The 13777-nt window shown below is 43.9% G+C and carries 12 protein-coding genes; 9 read left to right on the plus strand and 3 right to left on the minus strand.

The annotated features are described in order from the left end of the window. Positions 1–30 precede the first annotated feature (30 nt). Both BQ2683_RS08795 and BQ2683_RS08800 read left to right on the plus strand, forming a co-directional pair. Positions 31–1011 (plus strand): AraC family transcriptional regulator, encoded by a 981-nt coding sequence (locus tag BQ2683_RS08795; protein ID WP_235843928.1) that lies wholly within the window; start codon positions 31–33, stop codon positions 1009–1011. Positions 1012–1029: 18 nt separating this feature from the next. After that, positions 1030–1566 (plus strand): SF0329 family protein, encoded by a 537-nt coding sequence (locus BQ2683_RS08800; protein ID WP_069988622.1) that lies wholly within the window; start codon positions 1030–1032, stop codon positions 1564–1566. Here the strand turns inward: BQ2683_RS08800 and BQ2683_RS08805 are convergent. From BQ2683_RS08805 to BQ2683_RS08815, 3 genes are all read right to left on the minus strand, one after another. Next, complete coding sequence (locus tag BQ2683_RS08805) at positions 1559–1747, minus strand: hypothetical protein (protein WP_069988623.1); 189 nt, start codon at positions 1745–1747, stop codon at positions 1559–1561. The genes BQ2683_RS08800 and BQ2683_RS08805 overlap by 8 nt on opposite strands. 1041 nt (positions 1748–2788) lie before the next feature. After that, positions 2789–3202 (minus strand): hypothetical protein, encoded by a 414-nt coding sequence (locus tag BQ2683_RS08810; protein ID WP_069988624.1) that lies wholly within the window; start codon positions 3200–3202, stop codon positions 2789–2791. Positions 3203–3213: 11 nt separating this feature from the next. Continuing rightward, entirely contained in the window at positions 3214–4824 is a 1611-nt protein-coding gene (locus tag BQ2683_RS08815; RefSeq protein ID WP_069988625.1) for a BppU family phage baseplate upper protein, read from the minus strand. Between the two features lie 1390 nt (positions 4825–6214). Here BQ2683_RS08815 and BQ2683_RS08825 point away from each other — a divergent pair. The 7 genes from BQ2683_RS08825 to BQ2683_RS08860 all read left to right on the plus strand — a co-directional run bounded on the left by BQ2683_RS08825 (position 6215) and on the right by BQ2683_RS08860 (position 13478). Then, positions 6215–6985: a YveK family protein gene (locus tag BQ2683_RS08825; protein ID WP_069988627.1), complete on the plus strand. Its 771-nt coding sequence runs from the start codon at positions 6215–6217 to the stop codon at positions 6983–6985. Next, entirely contained in the window at positions 6975–7721 is a 747-nt protein-coding gene (locus BQ2683_RS08830) for a CpsD/CapB family tyrosine-protein kinase (RefSeq protein WP_083256433.1), read from the plus strand. The genes BQ2683_RS08825 and BQ2683_RS08830 overlap by 11 nt, the downstream gene beginning before the upstream one ends. Continuing rightward, positions 7718–8458, plus strand: a complete 741-nt coding sequence (locus BQ2683_RS08835; RefSeq protein WP_069988628.1) for a tyrosine-protein phosphatase — start codon at positions 7718–7720, stop codon at positions 8456–8458. Before BQ2683_RS08830 ends, BQ2683_RS08835 begins: the two co-directional genes overlap by 4 nt. A 44-nt stretch (positions 8459–8502) precedes the next feature. Continuing rightward, the gene (locus BQ2683_RS08840; RefSeq protein WP_083256508.1) at positions 8503–9168 is read left to right on the plus strand and encodes a sugar transferase; all 666 of its coding nucleotides are present in this window, start codon (positions 8503–8505) and stop codon (positions 9166–9168) included. 684 nt (positions 9169–9852) lie between these two features. After that, positions 9853–11055 (plus strand): beta 1-4 rhamnosyltransferase Cps2T, encoded by a 1203-nt coding sequence (gene cps2T / locus BQ2683_RS08850; protein WP_069988631.1) that lies wholly within the window; start codon positions 9853–9855, stop codon positions 11053–11055. A gap of 12 nt (positions 11056–11067) precedes the next feature. Then, positions 11068–12327 (plus strand): glycosyltransferase, encoded by a 1260-nt coding sequence (locus tag BQ2683_RS08855; protein WP_069988632.1) that lies wholly within the window; start codon positions 11068–11070, stop codon positions 12325–12327. Beyond that, the gene (locus BQ2683_RS08860) at positions 12324–13478 is read left to right on the plus strand and encodes a glycosyltransferase WbsX family protein (protein ID WP_069988633.1); all 1155 of its coding nucleotides are present in this window, start codon (positions 12324–12326) and stop codon (positions 13476–13478) included. Before BQ2683_RS08855 ends, BQ2683_RS08860 begins: the two co-directional genes overlap by 4 nt. Positions 13479–13777 lie beyond the last annotated feature (299 nt).

Raw genomic sequence — 13777 nt, forward strand, 5'->3', positions numbered from 1 at the left:
TTGTTTTAGGAGGGGAACATCGTGTTGACAATGGACCAATGTGTGGAACAGGTACTTATGGATTTTGAAAAGCTGAAAAATCAGGGAAGTAAGCAAAAAAAACAACTTGGGCATCAAATAACCATGGGAAAAATGGATGATAAGATCGAAACAAAACCTCTTTTTAATAAAAAGGGAATTGATATTATCATGCACTGTATCCCACCGGAAACCCACTGCCCAAAGCTGTTCCATAACCACGATTATTTTGAGATGGTGTATGTCTATCGGGGTAGTTTTGAAAACTGCATGCCCAACAACCAGTTCACCTTGCACCAGGGGGATATTCTTTTGCTCAACCCGAATGTATTGCATTCTGTATTCCGTAGAAGTACAGATGATTTGGTGTTTAATATCATGATTTCCAAACAATTATTCCAGGAATATCTGACGAACATCCTGGAAGATAACCAAATGTTTTCCTATTTCTTTTCGGATTACCTTTACCACAACACCAAAATCGAACGTTACCTCTATTTTCAGAACAGCGACAACCCAGAGGTAAAAGAATCCATTGAACTAATGATACGGGAATTTTTCAGCAGGGAACGAAACGCCAGCAGTATGGTGCTTTCCAGCCTGATTGCTTTATTTGCCCGATTGTCAAGGAGCTATCAACAGGAAAACAAGCTTGCCGTGTACGAAAGCGACAACAACCGTGTGATGTATCAGATAGTTACCTATATCAACGAACATTTTGCCGATGTTACCCTGAACCAGTTGGCGGAGTATTTTCAGTATTCTCCAGGCTATCTCTCCAAGCTGCTGCGGAAATCCGGCAAGAGTTTTTCCCAACTGCTGTTGGAATGCCGGCTGAACAAAGCCGCCTACTATTTAAAACACACCGACCTGCCCATTTCTCAGATTATCGAAAAAGTAGGATATCAGAATAGGGTGCATTTTTACCGATTATTTAAAGAAACATTTCACGAAACCCCAACCAGCTACCGGAAAAACACCTTGACTGGTTGATAAAGGAGGGAGAATCAAATGAAAAGAATATTGGGTTCCTGGAGCGGCATGCGGAACTATCTAGAACAGGAGATGCTGGCGGATTCCTTAAAAGGGAGGGTACAGTATTTCTGCAATTCTTTCCGCAAAACGTATGGATTTGAATTGATTGAAATTAGAGTGGATGGCAGGGCACGGAAACGGTTTTCCTGGCAAACCACAGCGTTCCAGCACTATCGGGAAAAACAGAAACAATGCCATGATTACACTCCACGGGACGCATGGAGAGAGTTTCACAGATTTATCCGTTTACCTGTGGAGGAACGGGAAGAATTTACGGACGAGGAATTTTGCGAAGCCTTAAAGATATATCGTTCGTTGTCTATTCAAGAATCCCTTTACCATAGCAATCCAATTATTAGGATGTTTGCTATTTTGGATAGGAGGGTAGGAAAACGCAGCCTTCTAAAACTCTCACAGCAAATACAAAAACAGCCCCATTGGCTGCAATATTTTTATTGTCTACGGTTGAAAGCGGAACACCTGTATTTGAATGAGTATCCTTTGCCTAGATGATAAACCATGGGGGAATGTAATCGGATACGGTTTTCAATCCGCCCTCATTTGGCGTATACTGGGTATAGATGGTCCGGTTTTCTGTGCGAACCAGAAACGCCCATAAAAACCCGTTAGTTTCGCACCAGCTGGAATTGCTGGATTGATAAAGGGCTTTTTCAATATCCGCCTGAATCGGCATAGAATAGCGTTACCATAAACATCTGTGATGGTACAAATGTAGGGAGCCGTTTCGAGATAGGTTCGCACTGTCCAAAGAGTGAGGCTGCTCCTAGCGCCTTTCATAACCACATTAAAAAACACCCGCCAGGGTACGGCAATAGCTTAAACATATTCAGGTAATCGGAAGGAACAGTTACAATACACACCCGCCAGGGTACGGCAACTTTTCCCCATTTTTTATATATAAACCATCATCCAACAGTTACAATACACACCCGCTAGGGTGCAGGAAGCTGTTTTGGGATAGGCTCGCACCTCCCAAAGAGTGGGGCTCCTGCTATTGCCTTTTATAACCACTCGAAAAAGATACACCCGCCAGGGTACGGTAACAAATCAAGGAAATAACAATATATAAGCAAATCCCTGGTTACAATACACACCCGTAAGGGTATAAATGCAGGAAGCTGCTTTGGGACAGACTCGTACCGCTCAAAGAGTGAGGCTCCTCCTATCGCCTTTTATAACCACATTAAAAAACACCCGCCAGGGTACGGAAACTAAACTGTTCTTTTATCTGACTAATTGTTGAATGTTACAATACACATCCGTCAGGATGCAGGGAGCTGTTTCGGGACAGACTCGTACTGCTCAAAGAGTGAGGCTCTTCCTATCGCCTTTTATAACCACATTAAAAAAATGCAGGGAGCTGTTTTGGGACAGACTCGTACCGCTCAAAGAGTGGGGCTCCTCCTATCGCCTTTTATAACCACATTAAAAAAATGCAGGGAGCTGTTTTGGGACAGGCTCGTACCGCTCAAAGAGTGGGGCTCCTCCTATCGCCTTTTATAACCACATTAAAAAAATGCAGGGAGCTGTTTTGGGACAGGCTCGTACCGCTCAAAGAGTGGGGCTCCTCCTGTTTTCTTTCATACCCACTCGAAAAAACCGGATTTGGTTGGTAGCCAAATCCGGTTTTGTTGTATCATGGGATTTTTATTTCATTGGGTCACGCGTTTGGGTGTTATATTCCTACCAGTTTATTCTGGTAAATACCACTTTGTTATTCTGCCGTTTCCCAGCCTTGAGGATATTCCTCTGGGTTCCATACACAATTGTCTACTTTACAGATATAGTGTTTCCCTTTGTAGGTAATTTTGTCCCCTGTGTTGTAAGCATCATGTGTTCCTGTTGGCTGTACGTATTCTGGCCATTCTTCTGGTTCCGGTTCTTCGCTACCTTCTAAGGCTGTAACCCTGGATTCCAATTGGTCATATTTTTCGAACAGTTGGCCAATCTGTTCCTGTAATGGGGCGTAGCTGTTGGTTGGGTCTGCGTTTTCCTGCGCCAGTTTTACCAGTTCGGTTTTCTCTTCTTCCGTGATTTCCCCTTGTATCCACATGGTATCAATTTTTTTGAGCATATCACTTAGTTCATATCTTCCACTTTGGATGACATTTTGAATGATTTCGTACATAATATTCCTCCTTATAATAATTGCTGTTGTGTGGTAACAATAGATTGCTGTAATTCAGCAAATTTACGATCAATGTACATCTTGGTATCCACTACATAGTGAACACCCAGATAAGTGTTATTATTGTTGCTGATAGTGGTATTGGGGTAATGGGTATAAACAGATTGGATTTGTGGTATTTCCTCTTTTTGCAGTTCTGATTCGGCGGATGTAGCAGTTTGATAGATTACTGTTAGCGGAGTACCTGCGCTGTGTTGGGACGCAATCCATTGTTGGACGCTGTCTTTTGTTTCACCAACCACTGCTTTTGGCATGCGGAATACGATATAGTTGGAGCTTAAATAGAACCCAACCTCGTCTCCACCCCAAACTTCTTTATATTTGGCGTGGCTGCATAGCGCTGGAGCAAGGGAACCTTTGATATCGGCAACACTAATGTAAAATCTGGTTGTATTGGTAGACGAAGCATTGACCGAATAGGATTCTGAGCCATCCAGCACGAGGGTTTTCACAGGGGTAATCCGTTTGCCGGTACCATCAGAATATAATTGGATAGTCTCTGACACATATTGCTGTCCATCCATTGTTACATTTCCGCCAGAAGTTGTCGGAACACCTGCCAACCCACCTGCTGTACTAAGTGCAATCTGTTGTGTGGTTGTATTATTATCAGTAAGTGTGATTATAATATCGTCATTATCTCCAATATTGGTGATAGCGATAGGGTTGTCTGGATCCGGTTCTCCATCTTGCGTGGATTTTCCATAAACTGTTAATCCTTGTAAAGCCCTATCGCTACTATCCGTTAATTGGATTGTGGAACCCTCTGCGTTTGAAATAATTGCTTCCGCCAGGTTTCCACTTTCCCCTGTGTTGTTCACTCCACGAGGAATGCCAAAGTTTAACACTGCGTCTGTATCTGTCCCAGTATTGGTTACCGTAGCAGGTTGCCCTGGCTCCAAGGTAGATACCTTTCCAATCTGAATGCTGGCAGCCTTTCCAGTGGAGCCAGGCGCCCCTTGAGTACCTTGTGGCCCTTTGATATTGATGGGATCAGGGTTTTTCAATCCCTGTTCATTGGTCCAACTGATAATCCCTTCGGCAGAAACATTGGGAATATAAGTGGCGCCATCTCGGAGGTCCAGAATCGCGTCGTTTACTTTATTAGCTGCCTGTTCTGCCTTTTCTGCAGCGCTCTCCGCTTTTCCAATTGTTTCTAGTAGCCCTTGGTAATCATCTTCACTTTCTATTCTCTCACCGTCTAAAATCTGTTCCAGAACCATCACTTTTAGCATGGCGGTGGATAAAATGGCATCCTCTTTTTTCAGAATAATCTCTGCCATCGCTTTTCCAGGAACCGCCAGCATCTGTTTGGTCAGTTCAAAAGTAACTTCACTGGCACCGGTAACAATTGCTTCTTGAAATACCTGGGTACCATCCGGCTTTTTGAAAGCAACCCACGCTGTTATCCCATCCGGGATAATATATGGCTCCTGGGCATCTTTTAAAATCGTGGTTTTGACAAACCTGCTTTGTTGGTCGCCCTGTTTGGCTTTGACTGTTTGGATCATATTACCGGATAAACTGGCTTTTGCAATAATCGTGTAATTTAATTCTCCCATAATCGTCCTCTCCTTCCATTGGTGTTGGTTTTTACATGGAGGCCATTTGCCAAGTAAAAAATAGATGATTTTGTTTGGTTTGGTTTTGCTTGGATAAGTTTGATAAAAAATAAGCCTGTTTATTGGGGGTAAATATAATAGTTGTACAAACAGCAATTTTATCATATTCAAATCAAGATTGATTTTCAAGGGACATTTGTTGTGAACTTGTTATTTTTCAAAAAAGGATACCATCATTTCCAACCTATATTACAAAAAAACTTCCACCAAAAGGAACAGGTTTTTTTACTGTCCATCAATGTGGAAAAGTCTCCTGATTTTACTAGGAGAAGAAAAAGAGTAATGCAATCATAATGGCGGATTTTATGCGAACCAAAAAGGGAAAGGCTGTGCAAGCCATTGGTTGACTGATTTGAAAAAGGCAATAGAAAAATGGCAGCTAACAAATAGCTGCCATTTTTTGTTGGCAATAGTTACGTTACTTTTGCCTTTCAAAATTGCCTATCACGCCCAATAGGTGACTGGATAGAAAAACTGCTTATGAGAACATGGTTTTTGAAGGGAAACAAAACATCATAGCACGGATCAAGTCGTTTTTTATAGATGTAATTTTGTTTATGTGAGTTTGTATCACAACGCAAAAAATAAAGGAGTCTCAGTAAAAATGAACCAAAAAAGTTCTAAAATCGTGGGTCTCATGATAGGCATTGCAGAATGGAACCATAAAAGAGGGGATAGATTCCTGTTTTGGGGGAAACAGAATATTTTGTTGGTATCAGGTGTTTTTCATTCTGCAACTCTATTATACGCTGGCACCTGTTGGCTGTGAAGTGGTATTTTATGACATATATCCGATTGGGCCCCCAGTTGGCAGAGGGAACACACTAGTCTCCCTCTGTTTTTGCAATCGTATGGGTTGACATACAATAAAAATGGAAAAAATTTCATTTTAAAGTTGGTTTTACCAAGGATTTGATCAGAAACTTTGCAGATGATTTCCCTTTACTCACTATCTGCATAATCATCTCCAATGATGTAATACTATGGTTAGTTTCATTTTGTTGTAGTAGGGGATTATAAGATTTTTCTATTTATTTTATCAAATAGAAAAAATTTCTAATTTTAAAATTTGTTTAGCATTATTTACCAAATTAGGAAAACAAATTTCCTTAAAACCCTATTGACAGATAGGGATTTTATCATGTAAGATATAGATATCAAAAACGTAAATAAATGACTTTTATTTATATTATTACAAAGTATAATTATATATAAATAAATTAATATTGTAAAAATAACAAATCAACACCTAGCTGGAATCAATATTGGAACAAGGCTATTCCTTTTATATATCCAACCACTGTTATGAGAAAGGGGTTAAAAAACGCAGATGCAATTGCGAAACAATTCCATTCAGCAGTATGCTGCTATGCAAGGCCTATTATTATCAAACGAAAAAGGCCAAGGACAAAAACAAATGGAAATAGGTGTATTATTAAATAAATTTTTCCAAATTTTAAAACGTTATGCCCTCCTTATGATCAGCTTAGCACTGGTTGGAGGTCTTGCGGGATATTTGATTACCGCTTTTTTCATCACACCAAAATATCAGGCCAGCACAACTATGATTGTCAACAACAGCCAGCAGGCAACCGGCACTTTAACTACCAGCGATTATAACGCTGCTACCCATCTGGTGGATACCTATGCGGTAATTATCAAAAGCGATACTGTGTTAAACCCTGTGATTTCCCAACTGAGTTTGGACATGCCCTACGAAGCGCTTGCTGCCCAGATTGATGTTTCCCCGGTGAACAATACTCAACTGATGCAGGTTTCCATGGTGCATCCAAATGGGGAATACGCACGCAAAATTGTAGAAAAAATATCACAGATTGCCCCTCAGCTAATTGAGGATCGGGTGGCGGGTTCCTGTAAAATTATCAGCCAGGCGCGCACCAGCTCTAAGCCAGTAACCCCCAATTTAAAATGGAATTTGCTATTATCTGTTTTTTCTGGTTTAGCGGTTGCGGCTATTATCATATTCATCCGTGAATCCATGGATAATACGGTGAATACTGAAGAGCAGCTAGCGGAAATTACAGATTCGATTGTAATTGGTGTGATCCCATTGGAAGGAGGAAGGCGACATGGCAAATAGAAAAATTAAAAGAGTAAAATTGGGAACTTTGGGGGTGAACACCTCGTTTGCCTACACCGAAGCCTTTAAAACTTTGCGGACCAATCTAGAATTTTTGTCCTCCACTAACCACTGCAAAAAATTGATTATCACTTCCTCCATCGCAGGGGAAGGGAAAACCAATGTTTCGATGAACCTGGCTGCCACTTTGGCGGAAGCAGGAAAAAAGGTCATCTTTGTGGATTGCGATTTACGCCAATCGGTTTTAAAAAGCTACCTGCAAACCGAACAGGGCGCCCAAACCAAAGCGTTTGCCAAAGGGCTATCCGGTGTTTTAAGTGGAAAATCCGATCTTTCGGAAGCCGCTTTCCAGTCAAAAGAATTAGGGTTTACCGTACTTCCAGCGGGAAAATATCCGCCAAATCCCTCCGAATTGCTGGCAAGCCCCCAAATGGAGGAACTGATCCACCTGCTGGAACCCCTGTTTGATTACATTATCTTTGATGCTCCGCCGGTTTCCTTGGTCACCGACGCTGCTGCCCTGGGGAAATTCGCGGATGGCGCGATTCTGGTGGTGCGGCACAAAGTAACTCCAGTAGCAACCGTGAAACGTTCTGTTTCCAACCTGCGCAATGCGGGTATCCCAATCATAGGCTCGGTGTTAAACGCCTATGATTCCAAAAAATCCAATTCCTATGGTTATGGTTACGGTTATGGCTACGGCTACGGGAACCAGCAGGAAGGAGGCAGAGTATGACCGATTTACACACCCACATCCTGCCCGGGATTGACGATGGCGCAAAAAACATCGAGCAATCCATCCAATTGTTAAAAGCGGAAATTGCCACCGGTGTAAACCAGATTGCCTTTACCCCACATTTTTATTTTGAACGCCAGCTGCCAGATGATTTCTTAAAAGCGAGGGAACAATCCCACCAAAGGCTGATGCAGGAAGCAGAGCGTCAGGGGCTGCGGTTTCAGGGAAAGCTAGCGGCGGAACTCTTTTTTTCCACTGGATTGACCCAGCTGGATTTAAAACAATTTTGCATTGAGGGTACAAACTACCTGTTGATGGAATTTTCCATGCGGCCGGATATCAGCCTGATTGAGGATGTCCTGTTTGATATCCTCGGGGAAGGGTTTATCCCCATCCTAGCGCATGTGGAACGTTACCACTTTTTGATGGACAACCCAGAATTGCTGGAAAAATGGATTCACCAAGGCGTATTGATCCAGGTCAATGCAGGTTCTTTGCTCAAAAAAGGAAAAACCAACAAATTTTTACGGAAATTAATCCAATGGGGGATGGTCCACATCATCAGTTCAGACGTCCATTCCCTGGACCGCCGCCCTCCTAATTTGGCGGAAGGCATGGCGGAACTGAAAAAATATCAGAACCGTTTGGAACAAAACGCGGACAGGGTTTTCCAGGGGAAATTTTTCAGGATTGACCCACCGTACACCCCAAAGAAAAGATTCGGAATCTGGATGTAGCCTCAGGCTCATCCAAGGCTACATAAAAAGGAGAATGTAACATGATGGATGCTACAATCACAAGATTACAACAAAAATCCGTTGTAACCCAAGTTCCAAAGAAAAAAAGCTATTTTATGGCAAAACGCTGTTTGGATGTGATGGCAAGCGGCTCTGTTTTACTGGTGCTTCTGCCAGTTTTCTTGATAATTGCCCTGGTCGTTTATCTGGATGACCCAGCAGGCAGCCCATTCTTTTACCAAACAAGGGTTGGACGGAACGGAAAACACTTCCGCTTTTATAAATTCCGTACCATGGTGGTAAATGCGGAACAGCTATTGGAGCAGCTGCAAAGCCAAAACGAAAAAGACGGCCCAGTATTTAAAATGGAACACGACCCACGCATTACAAGGGTGGGTAAATTTCTCCGTAAAACCAGTTTAGATGAACTGCCACAGCTCTGGAACGTATTCAAAGGGGATATGAGCTTGGTTGGCCCACGTCCAGCGCTGCCAAGGGAGGTTGCCCAGTACAACGATTACCATGCCCAGCGGCTGACGGTTACCCCGGGTTTGACCTGTTACTGGCAGGCAAAAAAACAGCGGGATTCCATCGGTTTTGAGGAGTGGATGGAGCTGGATATTCAATACATACAGGATTCCAACTTAAAAGTAGATTTGCGGATCATCTTCCAAACCGTAGGAGTTGTGTTTACCGGACAGGGAAAATAAAGCTGTCCGGTATAAAATTGTACAATTAGCGCATACTGGTAGTAAAACAGTTGCCCTTCTGTTGCTTTGGAAACAGCCTTAACTCATTTTGATAGGGCTGTTTTACCAGGGTGGAGTTTGTGATAAACCGTTGTGAGAGGCGGAAGATTTCACAGCCCAATCAAGAGGGGCAGGGATCAGAAATGTCCCCCATCATATGCTATTGGTTCGCTACGGTTGTTTTCCATATACCATTGTCCAGGCAAACCAAAATTTGGTTTACCTGGAATTTTTTTATTATGGAAACCACCGACTATGCTGGTGAAGGCTCTCGCCCAAAAGCTTTCGCTTTAAGCATCGAGCAAAGCGAACTGCTACCAGCAATCTTATCGTAACGAAAAAACTATGGTTGGAAGAAAACTGCCCGTTTACAGGCGGCAGGGCAAGTGATGCAAAAGACAGATATTTCAGTACGTCTTTCGATGTTTGTCGGTACTATGCCCTTTTAGGGCTTACCCAAGCTACCAGCTTAGCTGATGGTCATGACTAGTTGGATTTTATGGAATGGTTCCTGTTGTACTGTGTAATACTGGAGTGTTTCTTCCATAATCCTGTTTTACGGATTAGGCAAACGGATCTACCATGGCATTGACTTACTAGCAGTTTTACATACCCATTTTAACAGGGAAAAAGAAAGGTGATGTTATGGCAACAGAGGGTAGAGCAAGAACGGCAGAACAACAGGAGCGCAGCCAAAAACAGGTTTTTATTGTGGGTTCCAAAGGGATTCCAGCCAACTACGGAGGGTTTGAAACCTTTGTGGAAAAACTGACTCAACACCAGAAATCTAGCCAGATCCGCTACCACGTAGTGCGGATGTCCGACCAAAAAGGCAGGTTTGAATATAATGGGGTCAATTGCATTAACATCAAGGTTCCTCCTATGGGGCCAGCAAAAGCGGTTTATTATGATTTGGCAGGGCTGGAATACTGCATCCAGTATTGTAAAAACCGCCCCTGGATTCAAAATCCCATTTTTTACGTCCTCGCCTGCCGGATTGGCCCATTTATCGCCCCTTATAAACGTCGGATTCAACAGCTTGGTGGAACTCTTTACGTCAATCCAGACGGACATGAATGGAAGCGGGAAAAATGGAGCGTTCCGGTACGCCGTTACTGGAAATTTTCTGAGAGGTTTATGGTAAAGTATGCGGATTTACTCATCTGCGACAGCAAGAATATAGAGCAGTATATTTTGGAAGAATATAAACAGTACCATCCCAAAACCACCTATATTGCCTATGGAGCGGATACCCATCCATCCAGGTTGCGGGATGACGACCCAAAATATTTGGACTGGATGTCAAAAAGGGGATTGCGTCCAAACGAATATTATCTAGTAGTGGGGCGTTTTGTACCGGAAAACAACTACCTTACCATGCTTCAGGAGTTTATGAGGTCAAATACCAAAAAAGATTTTGCTCTCATCACCAATGTGAGTAGACATTTTTTACAGCAGTTGCAGGAGAAAACCAATTTTCAAAAGGATAGTAGAATCCATTTTGTTGGCACTGTCTATGATTATGAATTGTTGAAAAAAATCCGGGAAAACGCCTACGGTTATTTTCATGGCCACGAAGTAGGAGGGACCAACCCCAGCTTGTTGGAAGCGCTGGCAACGACCGATTTAAACCTTTTGCTGGATGTGGGGTTCAACCGCGAGGTGGCGGAGGATGGGGCGGTTTATTGGACGAAACAGCAGGGCAGCCTTTCCCACCTGATTGACCAGGCAGATCATTTTACACCGGAACAAATCCACCAATTGGGGAAAAAGGCAAAACAACGAATCCATCAGGGGTATACCTGGGATTTTATCGTAGACCAATACGAAAATTTATTTTTGCGTTGATAGGTGGTAGCTGTGAAAATTTTAATGGTAAACAAGTTTTTTTATATCAAAGGCGGAAGCGAAACCTATTATTTTGCCCTAAAGCGCCTACTAGAACAACATCACCATACTGTGGTGGATTTTTCCATGAAGGACCCCAAAAATTTCCCCTCCCCCTATGAAAGATACTTTGTAGAAAACATCGACTACAATGCCCGGCAGAACATTGCCAGCCAGATGAAGCTGGGGGTCAAGCTGATCTATTCCCAGGAGGCAAAACAAAAACTGGAACAGCTGGTCCGGAAGGAAAAACCGGATATTGCCCACCTGCATATTTTCCAACACCAGCTCTCCCTTTCGATTTTGGACGTGCTGAAAAAATACCATATCCCTGTGGTATATACTGCCCATGACTTGCAGATGCTCTGCCCCAATTATCAGATGATGACCCACGGGAAAATCTGCGAGCGATGTAAAGGCAAGCGGTATTTTAACTGCACCAAGTACAAATGTATCAAGGATTCCACCGCGAAAAGCCTGCTGGGAACCATGGAGGCCTATTTTAACCAGGCAACCAAAAAATACGATGTTATCGATAAAATTATTACCCCAAGCCAGTTTTACCGGCGGAAATTTCTCCAGTTTGGAGTCCGTCCAGATCGGGTGGTGCATCTGCCCAACTTTTTGGACCTGAAACAGCCTAAGATAGCCCCCAACCAAAGAGGGGACTATTACCTATATTTTGGGCGGCTTTCCAAGGAAAAGGGAATTTTAACCTTGATTCATTCCGCCATTCAAACAGGGATTCGGCTATTGATTGTAGGCACCGGACCGCTAAAGCAAGAATTAGAACAAATATTGGCGAAAAAAACAACCCACCGGATAGAACTTTTGGGGTTCCGTTCTGGACAGGAACTGTTTCACCTAGTGGGGAACGCCAAAGCGGTTGTCCTCCCCTCCGAATGGTACGAGAATGGGCCGTATTCCGCCATTGAATCCCTGATGTTGGGGCGGCTTATCATCGGTTCGGATATTGGCGGTATTCCCGAGTTGATTCGGGAAGGGGAAAACGGATTTTTGTTCCACCATGGCAGCAAAGAGAGCCTGGCTGGGGCGATCCGCAAAATGGAACTGCTTACACCGGAGGAAGAGCAGATGTTTTCAGATTGTTCCCGTCAAATCTATCAGAAATACTACACCGGAACTGCCCACTATCCCAAACTAATGGCGATTTATCAGGAAGCAATTCAATCAAAACATCCCCCAAAACAGAAAGAAGGTTACAGGAGATGAGCGGAAAAAAAGCCAGGGTAATCGCGTTTTACCTTCCCCAATACCATCCCATCCCGGAAAACGACCAACATTGGGGGAAGGGTTTCACCGAATGGACCAATGTAACAAAGGCAAAACCCTTGTTCCGAGGGCACCATCAGCCCAACCTGCCGGCGGATTTGGGGTTTTATGACTTGCGCCTGCAACAGATACAGATCGCCCAGGCGGAACTGGCACGCAATGCCGGAATTGAAGGGTTCTGCTATTGGCACTATTGGTTTGGGGGCGGCAAACGGGTGTTGGAGATGCCGTTCCAGCGGGTGTTGGAAACCGGAAAACCGGATTACCCCTTTTGCCTTGGCTGGGCAAACCATGATTGGTCCACCAAAACCTGGCAGAAGGGGAAAACCCTGCAACAGGATACCACTATTTTCAAGCAGGAATACCCTGGGGAACAGGATGACATCCTGCATTTTCAAACCATGCTTCCTGCTTTTCAGGACCATCGGTATATCCGGGTGGATGGTAAACCTTTGTTTGTAATTTTCGATCCAAAAGGGATGCCGGATTGCGGCAGGTTCCTCACCTTATGGAACCATCTGGCGGAACAAAACGGGCTAAAAGGGTTCCATTTTGTGGCGCTGGCGGAATCCGTCCCCCCGTTGGATGCGGGTAAACTGGCAAATTTGGAACAGGCGGTGGAGGATTGTTTTGCGGAATACTTCGCCATGGGGTTTGACGCCATCCAGTCGGTTAACCGGAAATACGCTGAAATCAAAACCGGCGGAAAGCTGAAAAAAACATTCCACGGAGCGGTGCGGAGGGTTTCCCCTGGGCTGGTGTTGGACAAATACGATTATGGCAAAATTGTCCGGAATTTTTATACTTCCCAGGACTCCAAAGAGAATGTGTACCCACAGCTGATGGCGGGGTGGGACCGCACCCCAAGGTCGGGGCGGCGGGCGATTATCTATTACAACAGGACGCCGGAAAATTTTTCGGTTGCGGTTCAGCAGGCACTGCGGCAGGTAGCACACAAACAGCCGGAACACAGGCTGATTTTTTTAAATTCCTGGAACGAGTGGGGGGAAGGTGCCTATATGGAGCCGGATTTGCGGTATGGTACCGCCTTTTTGGACCGGTTAAAGCAGGCGTTGAAACCGGATAGGTAAGAACTAAAAATTGGTTCGTAATACGGAATGGAAAAAAGGAAAAACTGGTTTTCCAAACGGTTGCCAGATCAGACCAGCCAGCAATCAGGCGGAGCGCTGCCCAAGGCAACCGACAACGAGGTATCATTTTCCCGCAAAGAGGTTTGGAGTCATTGCTACGCCGTTGGAAATATCCAGCCAAAAAACATTGGTTTCAGGCAAAGCGGGCCGACAAAATCAAATTTTGAAAATTGAGGCTGCGGATGATCCGGTAAGTGATGTCAAACGAGAGCTTTCCGGTAACCCCCATCAAAAACAAT

Origin of the sequence: Massilioclostridium coli (assembly GCF_900095865.1) — a bacterium.
GTDB classification, from domain to species: Bacteria; Bacillota; Clostridia; order Oscillospirales; family Ruminococcaceae; genus Massilioclostridium; species Massilioclostridium facile.